At 49.3% G+C, this 17317-nt stretch carries 17 protein-coding genes; 6 read left to right on the top strand and 11 right to left on the bottom strand.

The features are described from left to right. Nucleotides 1-7: 7 nt before the first annotated feature. The 4 genes from RN22_RS02850 to csdA form a co-directional block, all read right to left on the bottom strand. The gene (locus RN22_RS02850) at nucleotides 8-1219 is read right to left on the bottom strand and encodes an acetyl-CoA C-acetyltransferase (RefSeq protein WP_002536333.1); all 1212 of its coding nucleotides are present in this window, start codon (nucleotides 1217-1219) and stop codon (nucleotides 8-10) included. 17 nt (nucleotides 1220-1236) lie between these two features. After that, the gene (locus tag RN22_RS02845) at nucleotides 1237-1977 is read right to left on the bottom strand and encodes an SDR family oxidoreductase (protein ID WP_046303005.1); all 741 of its coding nucleotides are present in this window, start codon (nucleotides 1975-1977) and stop codon (nucleotides 1237-1239) included. Nucleotides 1978-2528: 551 nt separating this feature from the next. Continuing rightward, complete coding sequence (gene csdE / locus RN22_RS02840) at nucleotides 2529-2954, bottom strand: cysteine desulfurase sulfur acceptor subunit CsdE (protein ID WP_082111343.1); 426 nt, start codon at nucleotides 2952-2954, stop codon at nucleotides 2529-2531. 40 nt (nucleotides 2955-2994) lie between these two features. After that, nucleotides 2995-4218, bottom strand: a complete 1224-nt coding sequence (gene csdA, locus RN22_RS02835; protein ID WP_046303004.1) for a cysteine desulfurase CsdA — start codon at nucleotides 4216-4218, stop codon at nucleotides 2995-2997. 384 nt (nucleotides 4219-4602) lie between these two features. Here csdA and RN22_RS02830 point away from each other — a divergent pair, with 384 nt between their 5' ends. Genes RN22_RS02830 through rlmM form a run of 4 tightly spaced genes read left to right on the top strand, consistent with a single transcriptional unit; the run spans nucleotide 4603 to nucleotide 7636 of the window. Then, the gene (locus RN22_RS02830; RefSeq protein ID WP_002536340.1) at nucleotides 4603-5508 is read left to right on the top strand and encodes a transcriptional regulator GcvA; all 906 of its coding nucleotides are present in this window, start codon (nucleotides 4603-4605) and stop codon (nucleotides 5506-5508) included. Beyond that, a complete protein-coding gene (locus RN22_RS02825) occupies nucleotides 5505-6137 on the top strand; it encodes an alpha/beta family hydrolase (RefSeq protein ID WP_046303003.1) in 633 nt (210 codons plus the stop codon). The genes RN22_RS02830 and RN22_RS02825 overlap by 4 nt, the downstream gene beginning before the upstream one ends. Next, nucleotides 6137-6511, top strand: a complete 375-nt coding sequence (locus RN22_RS02820) for a DUF423 domain-containing protein (RefSeq protein WP_046303002.1) — start codon at nucleotides 6137-6139, stop codon at nucleotides 6509-6511. The genes RN22_RS02825 and RN22_RS02820 overlap by 1 nt, the downstream gene beginning before the upstream one ends. Before the next feature lie 57 nt (nucleotides 6512-6568). Further along, nucleotides 6569-7636 (top strand): 23S rRNA (cytidine(2498)-2'-O)-methyltransferase RlmM, encoded by a 1068-nt coding sequence (gene rlmM / locus RN22_RS02815; RefSeq protein WP_046303001.1) that lies wholly within the window; start codon nucleotides 6569-6571, stop codon nucleotides 7634-7636. Between the two features lie 49 nt (nucleotides 7637-7685). Here the strand turns inward: rlmM and xni are convergent, their stop codons facing one another. The 5 genes from xni to queF all read right to left on the bottom strand — a co-directional run bounded on the left by xni (nucleotide 7686) and on the right by queF (nucleotide 14987). Next, nucleotides 7686-8456: a flap endonuclease Xni gene (xni, locus tag RN22_RS02810; protein WP_046303000.1), complete on the bottom strand. Its 771-nt coding sequence runs from the start codon at nucleotides 8454-8456 to the stop codon at nucleotides 7686-7688. A 63-nt stretch (nucleotides 8457-8519) separates the two neighbouring features. Then, nucleotides 8520-9890, bottom strand: a complete 1371-nt coding sequence (gene ppnN / locus RN22_RS02805; RefSeq protein WP_002536348.1) for a nucleotide 5'-monophosphate nucleosidase PpnN — start codon at nucleotides 9888-9890, stop codon at nucleotides 8520-8522. Between the two features lie 209 nt (nucleotides 9891-10099). Then, nucleotides 10100-11656 (bottom strand): diguanylate cyclase, encoded by a 1557-nt coding sequence (locus RN22_RS02800; protein WP_046302999.1) that lies wholly within the window; start codon nucleotides 11654-11656, stop codon nucleotides 10100-10102. A 131-nt stretch (nucleotides 11657-11787) separates the two neighbouring features. Beyond that, the gene (locus RN22_RS02795) at nucleotides 11788-14058 is read right to left on the bottom strand and encodes a GGDEF domain-containing protein (protein WP_046302998.1); all 2271 of its coding nucleotides are present in this window, start codon (nucleotides 14056-14058) and stop codon (nucleotides 11788-11790) included. A gap of 83 nt (nucleotides 14059-14141) precedes the next feature. Further along, nucleotides 14142-14987 (bottom strand): NADPH-dependent 7-cyano-7-deazaguanine reductase QueF, encoded by an 846-nt coding sequence (queF, locus tag RN22_RS02790; RefSeq protein WP_046302997.1) that lies wholly within the window; start codon nucleotides 14985-14987, stop codon nucleotides 14142-14144. 62 nt (nucleotides 14988-15049) lie between these two features. Between queF and syd the strand changes: the two genes are divergently transcribed. Together syd and RN22_RS02780 are read left to right on the top strand one after the other, a co-directional pair. After that, nucleotides 15050-15595 carry a SecY-interacting protein gene (gene syd, locus RN22_RS02785; RefSeq protein WP_046302996.1) on the top strand — a complete coding sequence of 182 codons (546 nt, stop codon included), beginning with the start codon at nucleotides 15050-15052 and terminating at the stop codon, nucleotides 15593-15595. A gap of 6 nt (nucleotides 15596-15601) precedes the next feature. Further along, the gene (locus tag RN22_RS02780; RefSeq protein ID WP_046302995.1) at nucleotides 15602-16375 is read left to right on the top strand and encodes a Zn-ribbon-containing protein; all 774 of its coding nucleotides are present in this window, start codon (nucleotides 15602-15604) and stop codon (nucleotides 16373-16375) included. Nucleotides 16376-16391: 16 nt separating this feature from the next. Here the strand turns inward: RN22_RS02780 and RN22_RS02775 are convergent, their stop codons facing one another. Together RN22_RS02775 and RN22_RS02770 are read right to left on the bottom strand one after the other, a co-directional pair. Beyond that, on the bottom strand, nucleotides 16392-16670 hold the full coding sequence (locus RN22_RS02775) for a DUF5320 domain-containing protein (protein ID WP_046302994.1): 279 nt from the start codon (nucleotides 16668-16670) through the stop codon (nucleotides 16392-16394). A 57-nt stretch (nucleotides 16671-16727) separates the two neighbouring features. After that, a complete protein-coding gene (locus RN22_RS02770; RefSeq protein WP_046302993.1) occupies nucleotides 16728-16961 on the bottom strand; it encodes a DUF2789 family protein in 234 nt (77 codons plus the stop codon). Nucleotides 16962-17317: the final 356 nt, after the last annotated feature.

Here is a 17317-nt window from a genome sequence, read left to right as displayed (position 1 = left end):
AACGTTCTTAGCTATCAGCACGTTTCACGACAACTGCCGTACCCATGCCGCCGCCGATGCAAAGCGAAGCAACACCATATGTGCCTTCGCGTTTTTCCAACTCGTGGATCAGTGAAACCAGAACGCGGTTACCTGATGCGCCGAGCGGGTGACCCAATGCAATTGCGCCACCATTGACGTTTGCCTTCTCCAGAATGCTGTCAGGGCTGACGCTGTGGTTGTCCGCCAATTGGTGAACAACACCCAGAGCCTGAGCAGCGAAGGCTTCGTTGAGCTCAAACAGATCCACATCGGAAATAGACAGCTCTGCTTTTTTCAGAGCTTCTGTTACAGCACCTACAGGGCCAAGGCCCATGATTTTTGGATCTAACCCAACTTGCGCATAGCTGGTGATTTCAGCCAACGGTTTCAGACCAAGGCGCTGAACCGCTGCTTCTGAAGCGACGATCACAGCGCTGGCACCATCGTTAAGACCAGACGCGTTACCAGCTGTGACTGTACCTTCGCGGTTAAAGGCTGGGCGAAGCTTCGCCAGACCTTCTTGTGTGCAGTCTGCTTTAGGGTATTCGTCAGTATCGAAAGTGACAGTTTGGCGACGTTGCTTTACTTCAACAGGCACGATTTCATCTTTGAATCGACCTGCTTCAACAGCAGCAACGGCTTTTTGTTGGCTCTGCTGCGCGTACGCGTCTTGTTGCTCACGGCTTAGGCCGACGAGCTCAGCAACGTTCTCAGCAGTAACGCCCATGTGGTATTGGTTGTAGACGTCAGTCAGACCGTCGTTGATCAAAAGATCTTTGAGGCCGATGTCGCCCATTTTCTGTCCGCCGCGTAGAGAGCCTGACGCTGCGAACGGAATTTGAGACATGTTCTCGACACCTGCTGCAACCACGACCTCTGCGTCGCCGCAGCGGATGTGTGCAACCGCGTCCATGACCGCTTTCATGCCGCTGCCACAAACCATGTTGATGGCATAAGCTGGAACGGTTTCTGGCAATTCAGCATAGATGGCGGCCTGGCGACCAATACCCATGCCTTGGCCTGCACTGACTACGTTGCCGAGAATCACTTCGTTGATGGCGTCTGGGGAAACATTACCTGCTTCCAGAGCGCCTTTGATTGCAAATGCTGCCAGCTTTCCTGCTGGAACATCTTTCAGAGAACCTGTGAATGCGCCGATCGCGGTACGCTTGGCCGCGACAATATACACTTTTTCCATGTGTCGTCTTTTCCCGTTTAGTTCATGTACAAGCCGCCGTTGACCGACAGCGTTTCCCCGGTGATATAAGCGCCTGCGTCACTTGCAAGATACGCAACCGCTTCTGCAATTTCTTCTGGACGAGCCAGACGCTTCATTGGAATCTCACCTTTGATAGACTCCAGCACTTCATCGCGCATGGCTTCTACCATTGGGGTTGCTGTATAGCCAGGGGCTACAACATTGGCGGTCACTCCGGATCTCGCACCTTCAAATGCCAGTGACTTGGTGAAGCCAATCATGCCTGCTTTTGCAGCTGCATAGTTGGTTTGACCAAATTGACCTTTTAGGCCGTTAACAGATGAGATATTGATGACACGGCCGCCGCCTTTTTCGCACATAGCGGCAAAAAGAGGTTGGGTTACGTTAAAAAGACTATTGAGATTAGTATCGATAACTGCATGCCAGTTATCTGCTGCCATTTTCTTGAAGAGACCATCACGTGTGATACCGGCGTTGTTGACGACAACATCGATAGTGCCTTCTTCTTCAAGAAGCTTGGGGAGACGCTCTGCACAGTCAGCTGTGCTGGTCACGTCCAGTTCGAACAGGCGTACCTGGTCTGAGTTGAATTTCTTCTCTTCAAACCATTCCTCGGCACATTGCAGGTTCCCGGTGAAGTAGGTAGCAATCACGCGATAGCCCTGACTTACCAATTTTTCTGTGATCGCCGAGCCGATACCACCTTTTGAACCGGTGATGAGCGCGAGTTTCTTCATTGTTGACTCCATTCTTAACAACAAGCAATTGAACGTTTGACCCCTGTAACTGCATTTGGTTATCCAAAAATACAGGCACCTGTAATTTATTAGTTTTAGCGCGTAAGGGTTGAGACTAAGGAAACTCATCTAGTCTCGAATTTAGAATAGTTATTATGTGTGATGGTTTTATGACCACCGAAATTAAAGATATACAATCTTATGAGTAAGGCAAAAGGAATTAGGAGAGAATTACAGAAACAAGATCTTGATCTACAACAAAACACCATAAGTTAACAGTGTGTTAAATTATGGTTTTCATTTGGATCTTTTGGAGTGTTTTTTGTGTTTAATAAACGATTTTCTTTTTTATTTACCATTTATTGATGCACTAAATAGGTATTCGTGCTGCTTAAAAATACACCAGATGAATTTAAGGAAGAAACCTCCGTTTTCGCAACTATAAACGCAGAATAATTGACCAGCCTCTCAGCTTTAAAGTGATTCTTGTACGGTAAAGTGGTCAGTTAAAACAGTGAATTTATAACGAAAACGGGGCTGTTAGGCAGGTTTTATAAGGCTTTTAGCTGATTGATGATCGCCCGGACGCCGTTACTTCTTGATTGGCTGATATGAGCAAGAAGATCCAAGGCTTCAAGGTAGCTTTCGAAATTAAAAGTGAGGATATCTTCTTTTGATTTCATTTCGACGGCAGCAAGAATGATAGCCAACAATCCTTTAACAATTCTTGCGTCTGAGTCGGCAGAAAAATAGTAGACTCCCTCGCAAATTCTCCATGTAAGCCAAACTTTACTTTCACAGCCAGGCACGGAAATACTTTCTTCTTTTAATGTTTCGTCCATGTTTGGCAGCTTTTTTCCCATCTGAATAACCAGACGGTATTTATCTTCCCAGCTTTTGCATTGAGACATTTCGTTTAAGATGTCTTCGGTCGAAATATCGGTACCAAAAGGATGGGTTGGCTGAATGTTTATCATGGTTTGGCTCAATGGTCAGCGAAAAGAGGTTGTCGGTATTTTAAAGCAAATCACAGGCTTTCTGAATGGCAGCAACACATCGGGCGATGTCTTCATTTGTGTTGTAAAGGGCAATTGATATACGGACACAGCCATTGATGCCAAGCGCATCCATTAAAGGATGAGCGCAATGATGTCCTGATCGCACCGCAATACCCTGTTGATCCAACAAGGTGGCAATGTCGGAGTGATGAACGCCATCGACAGTAAAGGCGACGACACTGGCTCCGCGTTGTAACCCGATAATGCGTACATCCTCAATGTGTTGGATGCCTTCAACCAGTAAGCTCTGAAGTGTGCCGATATGAGCTTCTGCACCTTTGTGGTTAATATTGCCAAACCAGTGAATGGCCTCACCGAGCGCTATGGCGCCTGCAACGTTGGGAGTGCCAGCCTCAAACTTCGCAGGCGACTCGGCATACAGGGTGCCGGAAAAACTGACCTTCTCGACCATTTTCCCACCACCATGCCACGGAGGCATCGCTTCGAGCAGTGAAGGCTTGCCGTATAGCGCTCCTATACCTGCTGGAGCAAACAGCTTATGACCGGAAAAAACATAGAAGTCTGCGTTCATCGCTGTCACATCAATATTCTCATGTACCACTGCCTGCGCGCCATCAACCACGACTACTGCACCTGACTGATGAGCCTTTTCGATAACCGCCTCTATCGGGTTTCTGGTGCCTGTCACATTGCTGATATGCGCAATGCACACCATGCGGGTTTTGGTGTTCAGCAGGTTATCTAACGCGGTCAGTTCTAATTGGCAGGTATTGGGATTAACAGGCCATTTCACCACTTTTGCGCCCGTTTGTTCGGCGACTAACTGCCAGGGAACAATATTGGCGTGGTGTTCCATTTCGGTCACGATGATTTCATCGCCCGGCTTCAGGTTCTGGCGGGCATAACTTTGCGCGATAAGATTTAAGGCTTCTGTCGCGCCACGGGTCCAGACAATACCTTCAACAGGGGCATTCAGGAAATCTGCGACAGTTTGACGCGCCGCTTCAAAGCGGTTAGTTGCTGAAGCCGTTAGTGAGTGGGAACCGCGATGCACGTTGGCGTTGGCACCCGAGTAGTATTGGCTAATGCTCTCGATCACCGCCCGTGGTTTTTGCGACGTGGCTGCACTGTCCAGATAAACCAGTGGCTGGCTATGGATGTGCTGATCCAGCGATGGGAAATCGCGTCGGATGATATCTACATCAAAAGGGCGGTTGGTCATGGTTTCGGTTTCGCTTCACTGACTCAGTTAATGGAGGCGAATGATCGCTTTTTCGTCATATTAACTCAAGAGAAAGTAATGGATGTGAAATGGTTTCAAGTCGAAACGAAGGGCAAAAAAAAGCACCGGGCAATCTGCTCAGTGCTACGACAAATTTTTTGATTGATAGGATTCAAAAAATACAGCGAGTATGAAAGGTAGATATCTCTACCGAATTTCGGCGATGCCGAAATATGCAAACACAACATCGCAACCACAAAATCTGTCGTACGTAGGGAACGAGAATCCCGTGGTGCGCGCAAACTATAGGTTTTCTCTGGAGCCAGAACAATCGACATTTTATAATACTGTTCATTAGAAAAACTTATATGTTAAGGACGCACCATGGCCCGACGTCTTCCCCCTCTCAATTCGCTCCGTGTGTTTGAAGCCGCAGCCCGTCATTTGAGCTTTACCCGTGCCGCTGAAGAGCTGTTTGTGACTCAAGCTGCCGTGAGCCATCAGATAAAAGCGCTGGAAGAGTTCCTTGGTTTAAAGCTGTTCCGACGTCGTAACCGCTCCCTCCTGTTAACGGAAGAGGGGCAAAGTTATTTCCTTGATATAAAAGATATATTCACTTCTTTAGCGGATGCCACGGATAGGGTGTTAGAGCGAGGGGCGAAAGGGGCTCTGACCATCAGTTTACCGCCAAGTTTTGCGATTCAGTGGCTGGTCCCCCGCTTGGCGGACTTTAACCAACAACACCCAGAAATTGATGTGCGCATTAAAGCGGTAGACATGGAAGATGGCTCCCTGACGGACGATGTCGATGTAGCAATTTATTATGGAAGAGGAAATTGGCCTGGACTGCGCTGTGATGAGCTCTATCCGGAGTTTCTGCTGCCAGTGTGTAGCCCAGCAGTGCTCAATGGGCCTAAGCCACTCCATAGTCTCGAAGATTTGAAGCATCACACTTTGCTTCATGACAGAACAAGAAAGGACTGGAAGACTTACGCCAAGTACTATCAGATTAGTGACATTAATCTAAATTATGGCCCGATTTTTAGTCACTCCACCATGGTGCTTCAGGCTGCTGCACTGGGGCAGGGCATCGCATTGAGTAACAATGTACTTGCACAGCCGGAGTTGGAATCTGGCAGACTGGTGTGCCCGTTTGAGCATTTCTTGATGAGTAAAAATGCGTTTTATCTTGTCAGCCAACAAAAAGATGCGGATTCAGGCCGTATCGCAGCATTTAGGGAATGGGTATTGGCGAAAGCTGCTGCCGAACAGGAGAGTATTTCTGCATGAGTGAGTTTTCGGAAAAGAGTGTGTTGATTGATGGTCCGGCGTCGGCTGAACGTACGTTTATTTTTGCACATGGTGCCGGAGCAGGCATGGAGCACGACTTCATGGAGGAAGTCGCTGGAATGATTGCCGCTTATGGCATTCGTGTTGTGCGTTTTAACTTCCCTTATATGGTCAGACGCGCTGAAGATGGTAAGAAGCGTCCGCCAGACCGCGCGCCCAAACTGCTGGAAGCATTCAAAGAAGTGATTGCGGAATATAGCACAGAGAAAACGGTCATTGGCGGAAAGTCCATGGGGGGGCGAATGGCGAGTCACCTCGCTGATGTCGAGGGGGTGAAAGGCGTAACTTGTTTAGGCTTTCCTTTTCACCCACCAGGTAAGCCAGAAAAAGACAAGGGCGAGCATCTTGCCGATTTGTCACTTTCCACACTGATCTTGCAGGGGGAGCGTGACACTTTCGGTAACCGCGCTGAGCTGGAGGGCTACCCATTGTCAGATAAGGTCACCCTGACGTTCATTCCTGATGGTGACCACAGTTTTAAACCGCGAAAAGCATCGGGCCACACCGAAACCGGTAACCGTCAGATGGCAGCTGATCACATCGCGGCGTTTATCAAAGAGGTGTGCTAATGAATGGCCGCCAATACGCTTCACTTGGCTGTATCTTCGCGGGTATTGCAGTGGCACTCGGGGCGTTTGCAGCTCACGCCTTAAAAGCGCAGCTTCCCGCCTATGAGCTATCTATTATCGAAAAAGGTGTGCAGTATCAGTTCTGGCATGCGCTGGCATTAATCGCCTTGGGTTTTTGGAATCATATCCAGCCACAGCGTATGCTTTCGCTTGCTTGCGGGTTTATTGCCATCGGCATGCTTTGTTTTAGTGGCAGCTTGTATGGTTTGGCGCTGACAGATTGGCGATGGCTTTGGCCTATCACGCCACTTGGCGGCACCAGCTTCTTGGTGGGATGGCTTCTCGCTGCGGTAACACTCTGGCGCAAAGCTTGAGTTCAGCACCTTGCTTCATCATAATGTCGCGTCATTTTTATAGGTAACAGGCCCGAGATGAACCAGATTTTATTGTATTGCCGCCAGGGCTTTGAAAAAGAGTGTGCGGGTGAGATTCAGGACAAAGCGACAGGAGTCGAAGTGTACGGTTTTCCACGTGTGGAAAAAAACACTGGCTACGTGCTGTTTGAGTGTTACCAGCAAGGCGATGCAGAAAAACTGCTTCAGACGCTGCCGCTGACCTCACTGATTTTTGCGCGTCAGATGATTGCGGTAGTGGATACCCTGAACGATTTGGATCCGGGTGACCGTATTTCTCCGATTCTGGCGCTCGGCGGGGAACTGCCAAAATGCGGTGATATCCGTGTGGAAACACCAGATACCGCGCAGGCAAAAGAGTTACTGAAATTCTGCCGAAAATTTACTGTGCCATTGCGTCAGGCGCTGCGTAAACGTGGCGTATTGCTGGCAAAAGACAACCCGAAAAAGCCAGTGCTGCATGTGTGTTTCACTGCGCCGGGCTGCTGTTTCGTCGGCTACTCACTGTCGAATAACAACTCACCACACTACATGGGTATCCATCGTTTGAAGTTCCCAACGGATGCGCCAAGCCGTTCGACGTTAAAGCTGGAAGAAGCCTTCCACGCATTTATTCCTCGTGAAGAGTGGGATGAACGATTGGCACCGGGAATGTGGGCGGTTGACCTTGGCGCTTGTCCGGGTGGCTGGACGTATCAATTGGTGAAGCGCTCAATGTTCGTTCACGCGGTGGATAACGGTGCGATGGCGGAAAGCCTGATGGAAACCGGCCAGGTGAAATACCATGCTGCTGACGGCTTTAAGTTCGAGCCACCACGTAAGAACGTGACCTGGTTGGTGTGTGACATGATTGAAAAGCCTTACCGTGTGGCACAATTGATGGGTGAGTGGCTGATTGAAGGCTGGGCGAAAGAGACCATCTTTAACCTTAAATTGCCGATGAATCGCCGCTTCGAGCAAGTGAAAGACGATCTACAGAATCTGAAAAAGTTCCTGATTGAAAACGGTGTGAAATTTGAGATGCAGGCGAAGCATCTTTATCACGACCGGGAAGAAATCACGGTTCATATTCGTGTACTGAAATAACAAGAAGGCAGCCAATCGGCTGCCTTCTCGCATTTGAGCTTTGCAAGAGTTAGGGGGCGGTGTAGCGGATATCCTGAAGGTTAAAACCCAGCGTTATATCTGTTTTCAACGTCGCAACTTGCTTACAGCGAAGTGCCAGTTCTTTTGTCCCGTCTAACTTTTTCTGCCATTTGGGCTCAACATCTTCAGCGGCATAAAGTTGTTCCAAGTTGCCATAACGCTGCAGGAGGGTTGCAGCGGTTTTAGGGCCAATGCCCGGTACACCAGAAACACCGCTAGAGCTAATGCCCGTCAGCCCCCAGTAATCGGTCAGTTGCTGAGGCTGAACGGCAAACTCTTTTTCAATAAACGGACTGTCGAGCCAGCGTTGCTGAAAATAATCGCGTATGCGCAGCGTTGGTTGTAGTAACTGGCAATAGCCTTTGTCGGTTGACACTATGGTGACTTGACCGTCGTGGCTGGCCACTTTGACCGCGAGTGTCGCAATCATGTCGTCCGCTTCATCGCCGGACGAAAGCAGCGAATCAATACCCATATCCCAAAGCGCATCCTGAATCTTATCCAGTCCAGCTTGCAGAGCTTCTGGCATGGGTTTGCGGCCTTGCTTGTATTCGGGGACCAGCTCAGCCCGCCAGCCTCTGTCCTGCTCCGTATGGTCGAACACAGCGACAATGTGGGTAGGTTCTGAAGAGCGGATAATCTTGGTCAAAGCGCGGTTGCAGACTTGAATCGTCGAGGCGATATCTTCCGGATCTGGCTGCGCAGCGTGCACCCGGCGGATGAGGTTCATGGCATCAATGATGACAAGATGAATTGACATGGATTACCCAAATAAAAATGGCCCGTTGGGGCCATTCTAATTGCTTGAGAGATAAATGAAAGCCTATCGCCCATCAGAGCCCTGAACGATCTCGTAACAGGGAATATATTCTGAGCCAGGCAGCTTCATGCGTTGCTGCTCTACAAATCCGCGAAGGAGCTTGTCCATCTTCTTCATCAGCACAGCATCGCCATTGATTTTGAACGGGCCATTACGCTCAATTTCCCTGATACCTTCCTCTTTCACGTTACCAGCAACAATGCCTGAGAAGGCTTGGCGAAGCGCCGAAGCCAGCAGTTCTGGACGCTGATTCATGTGCAGGTCGAGGTTTGCCATGTTTTCATGGGTCGGCTCGAACGGCAGTTGGAATTCAGGCGCAATTTTCAGTGACCAGTTAAATGAGTAGGCATCACCCGTTGATTGGCGGTGCTCTTTTACCGCAGGCATACCTTGCTTGATGATACGCGCCGCTTTTGCCGGATCGCCGATGACGATTTGGTAGTACTTGGTGGCCTCCTCACCAATCACATCACGGATGAACTCATCAATAACGCGGAAGTAATTGGCGCTTTCTTTTGGTCCTGTCAGAACCACAGGCATAGGTTGATCAGCATTGTCTGGGTGCATCAAGATGCCAAGAAGATACAGTAGCTCTTCAGCGGTACCCGCACCACCCGGGAAGATAATGATGCCATGCCCAACACGCACAAAGGCTTCAAGACGTTTTTCGATATCCGGCAGGATCACCAGTTCATTCACAATTGGATTGGGTGGTTCAGCAGCAATGATGGAAGGCTCTGTCAAACCAAGGAATCGACTGCCTTTGACGCGTTGTTTTGCATGGCCAATGGCCGCCCCTTTCATAGGGCCTTCCATCGCGCCGGGTCCACAACCGGTGCAGATGTTGAGTTCGCGTAAACCAAGTTCGTGACCGACCTCGCGGGTGTATTGGTACTCGATCGGATTAATTGAGTGACCGCCCCAACACACCACCAGGTTCGGATCTTTCCCCGGCACCAGGGTTTTGGCATTCCGGAGAATATCGAAAATCAGGTTGGTCACATGATTTGAATTGGTCAGGTTGAACACTTTGGCATGCTCAAGCTGGACGTTAACGTGAATGATGTCGCGCAACACCGAGAACATGTGCTCTTGAATACCACGAATGATGCGGCCGTCAACGAAGGCATGTTCAGGCGGATTAATCAGCTCTAGCTTCACGCCACGCTCGCGGCGCATCACGCGGATGTCAAAAGACTTATATTGTTCCAGCAACTCTTTGGAGCTGTCTGTGTGGCTGCCGGAATTCAGCACCGCTAACGAACAGTTGCGATACAGGCGATAAAGGTCGCTTTTAGCAGTGTCTTTCAGTCTGTCTACTTCAAGCTGGGAAAGAAGATCCATGGCCCCGACTGGGCTGATGTGAGTGATCATAATCACCTCCTGTGTAGAGAAAACACACTGTATTAGAGGGAGGGTGTAGGTGACACCATTTCGTTTTTATCAGAATTTATTTTCAATGGTTTAAAAATCAGTGTGTTAATTAACCATACACACAGAAAAGCGGTTTATCCAGTTCAGGTATTAAAAAACCAAAACGCTGTAGGGTAAGAAAAGGGGGTAGGTGATTGATTGCTTGAGGGTTAAGCCCAGACCAGCTTGTTGCGACCGTTGTGTTTGGCGTTGTACAGGGCGTTATCAGCACGTTCCAGTACTTCCACTGTGCTGTCATTGTCTTTGAAAAGACTGCCACCGATAGAAACCGTGATGGTCAGGCGGGTGTCTTTGAATTTGAAGGGCAAACGTGAAACCGTTTCGCGAACATTGTTCAGAAGGGCTTTGCGGGTTTCTTCATCCGCATCCGGTAGCAGGACCACAAACTCTTCACCGCCAAACCGCGCAATAAAGTCTGTATCACGCAGGCATTGGTGAATGGTGCGGGCAACCACTTTCAGCACTTTGTCACCGACCAAATGGCCGTACTGGTCATTCACGCTCTTGAAATGGTCAATATCGATCATCGCCAGACAGAAAGGCGTTTGGTAGCGAATCCAGCAACGGTATTCATGTTCCAGGCGGTCATCGAGCGCGGCACGGTTATACACCTTGGTGAGAGGGTCAAGCAGCAGCTTGCGCTCCTGATCACCAAGGCGGCGACGGTAATCCATGGTTTGTTGATACAGCGCTTCCAGCTTTTGCTCGTTGTGCTGCAGCTGCTCCATCAACTGTTGCTCTCGTTCTTCCAACTCGCGGTTACGAGCGACAAGAGAAGCAAGGTTGACGGCGACCTGTGACAGATTAGGGCGTAGCTCTTCCAGTGATTCTGCGTCTTGAAGATGGGTATGAATCGAATCCACCGACGCTGTCAGTTCTTCATTGAGCGAACTGCGCTGGGTAGCAATGGCCTGCGAGCTGTCGATTGATCGGCCATTGTGGCGCTGCAGAATCGACAAATCCTCATTGAGCTGGGAAAGAAACGCTTGAGACGCTTTGCGCTCATTGCGCGTTCCATCGAGGATCAGCTGAACAGATTCCAGAGTGAGTTCAAGCAGGGTCTGTGCATCCGGTGATAGCAACAAGCGGCTACGGATATCCAACAAGCGGTCACCAACTTCGCCGTCAAAGTCGAGTTCGGTGATCAGGTGTTGGAGTTCGCTGCATAGCTGGTTGATGCGATCGATGTTCAGCAGATCGCGGGCACTGAGGCCGTTGGATGGCAGAGAAAGTAATTTGAGGGCGCGTTCATAGAGCTGAAGCAGTGCCACAATTTTTTCAGTGCTGCCTTTTTGTTCTGCGGCAGGACTGGTCAACAGAGTACGCAGGTCGCGTTTTAATTGCGCAGGCAAGCCGGGCAGACACTTAAGCGTTTCCCCGCTTTGCTGGAATTGGCATTCCAGTGAATCTTTGGCACGTTCCGTTGCCTGATTGTGTCTGTTGACCATGCGCTCTACCAATGCAAGTTGCGGGATCAATCTACTGACATCTTCCTGAGAGTCAAGCTCACGTCGGATTTGTGAGAGGCGCTCGTTGAGAAGAGGGTCATCATGAGCCTGGGAGGCTGCAATTAATCGTGAAATGAGACGTTTCAGGATCGTCGCTTCGCGCCGCGATTTAAGGGCTAAATCACGGAAAACCAGCTGGGATTGCTGCAACTTTTCTTTCAATAGAATGACATCGTCATCTGACGAGAAGTTGGACATAAAACGCGACTACATCTCCGAACTTCAATGCAGCACGAAAAAAGTCTGCAAGAGAAGTTACTATTTCACCATTACATGTGGGCAACGGTTAGCTATAACGGTTTATTACTAGGGCTATCAATAGATTGGCGTCAGTTTTTATCAGATTCGTGAACCGTCTGCCAGTTAATTCCGCTGAGTGCCGAAGTTTTGACCTTGATAAGACCTGTGTTGATGCCGTCCAGACAAGCCTGACGAACATTGTTGTCAGCAAAACAGGCGGCAGGTGTCGAATCTATGGCGCTTAAATGCACCCATTGGCTGGTGTGTTCGAGTTTACTGGCCTGACGTGCTGCACTCGTTGCCATCAGTAGGATGTCTATCAATTCCTTGTCGTTTATTGAGGTAAAAGCGCGTGGCAGGAAGGGGTAATCCGCCATACCGATACGAAGACGGTCATCGACGTCTTCCAGTCTGCTTTCTTGGACAAAATCATCAATGAGCGACTGGATTTTTCCGGCCAGCTTTTCAGGTTCATTCAGCGTTTCTGCATTTGGCTCAATGTAAATGAACATGGCGTCAGAGAAGTGATAAAGGCGCGTTGGCTTCTCGATATGGGATTGCAGGTAGTCCCCGAGTTTTCGTTCTAGCTCTAACCCTTGGTGGTAACCGTGTTGAAGATAAACCACCTTAAGGAACGGTACTTCAAACATCGCGAAGCTGAGTTTGTCGCTCAAGGGCTCATGGATCATCTCGCCGAGATACCATTGTTCGAAGTGAGCACTGCTTTTCGCCAGAGAATTTGAGAGTCTGTCGTTCAGCATACGCAGGTTTCTGAGCCCACTTCTTGGGTGGGTGTAGAGCTCTTTTTGCAGGTCTTCCAGCTGATGCTGGCGAAGATTCGCAGCACGATGTCGCAGCACCAGAACCAGCAACAGCACGGCCAGCCCCCCCAACAGAAACAGGTTGATTTTCTTCTGTTCGACAATGATTTCTTCGTCGGCCGCCTGTTTTCGCTGCATATCTTCAAGCTGCAGTTGGCGTTCAATCACACGCTGACGATGTTTGAACGATTCCGCTTCGAGTATCTGCTTTTGGCTTTCATTGCGTTTTTCGAGCATGTCGAAGCGGCGTTGGATGTTCAGTGCCTGCTTGAAATCGCCTTTTTGCTCATAAGCCTGCGATAGACGGGCTAGGCATTCGATCATCAGTCCCCGGTTTTTCAATGCTTCTGCGTTTGTCATTGCCTGTTTCAGCGCATCGATAGCAACATCAGGCTCTTTGTTTTTCACCGCCAACTCACCTTTGAGGATGAGAGCCTGTGCCAGTGGCAGGTTTAATTCGTGTTCACTGGCCACCTTGATGGCGCGGGTCGCGTATTCCTCTGCTTGACCAAAGCGCAGTAGCTTGAGGTAGGTTCGTGCTATCGAGACGTTGATATCGGCAATGTTCGTTGCTCTGGAGAGCAAGTTTTCCAGGTCCAGTGCGTTGAAGTAATGGACCAGTGCGAAGTTGTAGCGACCCTGTTGGCTGTATATGTTGGCCAGAAGGGTTTGGGTTTCGGACAGTCCGCGGCTCAGATCGTATTGTTCGTAGAATTCAGCGGCCTGATTAGCGTGTTGCAACGCTTTATCCATTGCACCTTGCTGCTGGTAGAGTTTGGTCAAGGAAAGACTGGCACTGGCAATCTGCGAAGCAAAGTCATTTTCGCTGGCAAGCCAGTACGCGCTGAGAAGCTCAGAAAGCGCACGCTCGTAAGACTCAATCCCAAGGTAATAATTGCCAATGGCAATTTGGTAACGCACCTTCTGTTCCAGATCTGGCTGCTCACCCAAAGCCTGTTCCACCTGAGAAAACTGCGCAAGGCTTTCTGCTTCTGTCTCGTCGCTGGTGGTGATCATCGCGTTGAGTAGTTTGGCTTCGAAATCGATTCGCTCAACGCCAGTCGTTTTCGGACCTTTTTGGTCAGCGATAGTGTTCAGCAGCGCTTGTAAGAGGGCGACAGCGTCGTCGGGTTTATCATCGAGATAATAGAGTATGCTGGCCTGCGTGAGCATGATTTCAAGCTTGGCTTGTTTCATGCCGTGTCCTTCGACCGTGCTTTTTGCGTTATCCAATGCCTGCCATGCAGCTTCCTGATTGCCAAGGGCGCTGTGTGCTTTGGCGGTGATAAGGTAGGCGTGCACTGTGTTCAACGGCGTGCGGATAGAGCGGTCGGATTCATTGTTACTGTGGGGACGATTAGTCGATTCGGCCAAACGGCGTTGCAACAGGTAGCGTTCTGTGACGGCCAGCGCTTTCTCTGGTGCGGTGGGGATCAATGCTTCTGCTTCCGCCAAAATCGGCGTGGAATAGAGTTTGGCATCGGCATAGACACTAAAGAACAAAGAGAAAGAAAACAGTGCGGCTAGCAAGAATCGCATGGCAGATTAATGTCGTTTCCGGGTCTACAGACCCTCATCGGATAAAGAAAAACAGGCTCTGAAGTCAGAGCCTGCTCGCGAGGTTATTGACGCGCCAATCGATTGTTTTCGCTTGGCGTTTTACCCATATTAGTACGGTATGGGTTGATGTCTAGGCCACCACGACGGGTGTAACGTGCATAAACGGTCAAAAGCTCTGGTTGGCAGTACTTCATCAGATCAGTGAAGATGCGCTCAACACACTGCTCATGGAACTCATTATGGCGGCGGAATGACACAATGTAGCGCAGCAATTTTTCACGGTCGATGCGCTTACCTTTATAAGCAATGCGTACAGAGCCCCAATCTGGCTGGCTGGTGATCAGGCAGTTAGACTTCAACAGATTACTGTTCAGGGTTTCAGTCACTACTGGCCCTTCAGCCGCGCCTTCGAGCAGTGATGAATCGAACTCATAGTTGTCGATTTCGATATCTTGCTCGTCAATGTTCTCGCCACCAAATGCAATCACTGGGGTATTGGTGAACTCTTCCAGAGGGGAAAGTGTTACGTCCACATCAGCACCCGCACACGCTGATAGGTCTTTCGCCAGCGCGTCTACCACTTCCTGCCAGCTTTCAAACTTGGTTTGGTTAAAACTGTTCAGATAAAGCTTGAAAGACTTGGATTCAATCAGGTTTGGCGTCGTGGCTGGCAGGCGAACTTCACCAATCGCCACCTGCGGTACCCCTTTTTTGTTCAGCCAAGACAGTTCGTAGAGCGTCCAGATATCGTACCCGGTAAATGGCAGCGAATCGCCCAAATCAAGGTCATCGCGGTTAAGGCTTCGTGGTACGGGTTGCAGCAGCTCAGGGGCATAATGCTCCTGATAGTCCGTTTTCTGACCCAACGTCAGGCCAGCAAGTTCTTTTGCATCTTGATATTTGCTCATACGGTTTTGCCACGGATCGATTAGAATGCGCAAAGTTTACTGAATCTTGAGGAATCTTGCTAATGAATCACTCTGTCTCCCGTGCGCTTTGGTCTTTCAGTGAGCGCTTTGTGGACGCCTGGCACAAGAAACACGGTTCTAAGCCACAAAGCGACGCCTATCTTGGCCTGGAATCGCCTTGTGTGGTGCAGGAAACTGACGAGGTGGTGATTTGGCAACCGGTTCAACGTAAAGAGCTGGCGGATTTCTCCAATGTTGAAGAAGGCATTGGTATTTCGCTGCATGAGGACATTAAGTCGTTTTATGCGGGACAGTATTGCGGTGATATGACGGCAAGGTTTGACGGACACTCTCTGGAGCTCATCCAAGTGTGGAGCGAAGAAGACTTACCGCGTCTTCAAGAGAACATGCTGGGCCATCTTCTGATGCAAAAACGCCTTAAACACAACCCGACCATCTTTATTGCGGCGACGGATGATGAACTGGATGTGGTTTCGATTTGTAACGTCAGCGGTGAAGTGATCAAGGAGCGTATTGGCACCAAACAGCGAATGGTGCTGGCACCCAACATTGAAGCGTTTCTAGAGCAGTTAGAGCCAGAGGTATAATCGTCTATGTATGTGGTTGAATTGACGTTTGAGTGCTTCGACGATACAACCATTTCTGCGGTAGACCGCGCAGTAAATGGCCTGATGGATGCCCTTCGCTACAATGGTCAGGTGCTGGGGCGAGAATTTCCGATGGTACTGGGCGATGGGCAATTCCATGTCCGAGCTGTTTGTCCTGAAAAAGATAGTCTGAACCCTAAGAACAATAGCCCACAGGTTAAACAGAAGTTGAGCCAACTGGCGGATGCGAGTCTTTTGTCACCCAAGGTGAAGGTGTTAGGGCGTGATATCAATTCTGAAGAGAGCGCACCAGAGATTGAGCGCAGCTGGCAGGTGATGTACACCACTTATGTTCATACCTGTTCACCGTTGCGTTGCGGTGAAACCTTATTGCCCATACCGCTTTACCACATCCCTGCGACCTTTAACGGCGATCATAAAGCGGAAGTAAAGTGGCAAACTGAATGGCAAGCGTGCGATGAAATTCAGATGGCTGGGGCGTTCAAAGCTGAACACGCCGCGCTGGCGGAAATTCAGGACGTAGAGAGTCTGCTGTTTCGAAAAGGCTGGGACATTCGCGGACGTATCGAGTATCTGACCAAAGTGCCCACCTATTACTATCAGTACCGTGTTGGCGGGAAGGATGCGGAATCGGAGTTGACTCGGAAATGCCCAAAATGCGGTGGCGACTGGTTACTTGAGTCACCACTGCACGATGTATTCCACTTCAAATGCGACGATTGTCGGTTGGTATCGAACTTATCGTGGGATTTTCAGTAATCCCACTTTAAACCATTTAAGGAAGGCGTTGCTCAAGGGCTTCAAGACGTTCTGTCAGTGCCTTCACCCGCTCTTCTAAATCTTTAATGCGGGCTTCCGCACTGTCATCCTTTTTCACCAGCTCGACTTTTGGCACTGTGCCGCTTTTCTTCCAACGCTGTAGCGCGCTGATGATAAGCGGCATGGGCACCGGGCTGGTGAGACGACTTTTAATTAACGCGACAGTCGGCTCTTTCCCCTCACTCACCAAAGATTGAATGGCTTGCTCGAGCAAAGGGGTAAAATCTGTACTCATTGTCTCTTCCCTAACATCTTTTCAAAATCCGTGGAGAGGGCAATGAATACCGCAACTTCAGTCTTTACGCAATAAAGTATCGAGAGTGTCAATTTGCTCAACCCAATCGGCATCCTGCAACTTTGCCTCTTCGAGAAACTGTTTTTGACTCGCAGACCAAAAAGCAGCTGAGGTTAGGTCTTCACCTGATTCTAAATGGTGATCAGCAATAAAGGAGTTGATAGCTTCTCTATCAGAGGGGAGCCCTAATTGCTGAAACAGGTTTTCAAGATTGTGGTTAAACACTTCCATCAATGTTTCCTCCATCGGCCCAACGACTTTTTAGTGTTTCGAAAGTATAGAAGCTCGTGTTCAATCCGGTCTCAATCGCTTGTGAGAGATCTCTTACAAATCGGTAGGACTATCCTGTTTTCTTACGAGGAAATGTCTTTTTTCTTTTTATTAAAGGATTTAAAAACAATAAGTTACTATTCACGTTTTGCTGAGGGAGTAATTTTGTGACTGCAGTCTGGCTTGGGTGGGTTGCTTAGGAAACTGTTTCGCGTAGTCTTTGCGGTGTCGGAAGGATACTGACACACGGAACAGGAACTAACGCCACGGAACTTGGCAGCTCAGGAAGAGCAGGTGATGCAAGGATTGTGTTACCA

It is taken from the genome of Grimontia sp. AD028 (assembly GCF_000973155.1).
Lineage (GTDB): Bacteria > Pseudomonadota > Gammaproteobacteria > Enterobacterales > Vibrionaceae > Enterovibrio > Enterovibrio indicus.
Note: the sequence above shows the minus strand (reverse complement) of the source record. Positions and strands in the feature narration are given on the sequence as shown.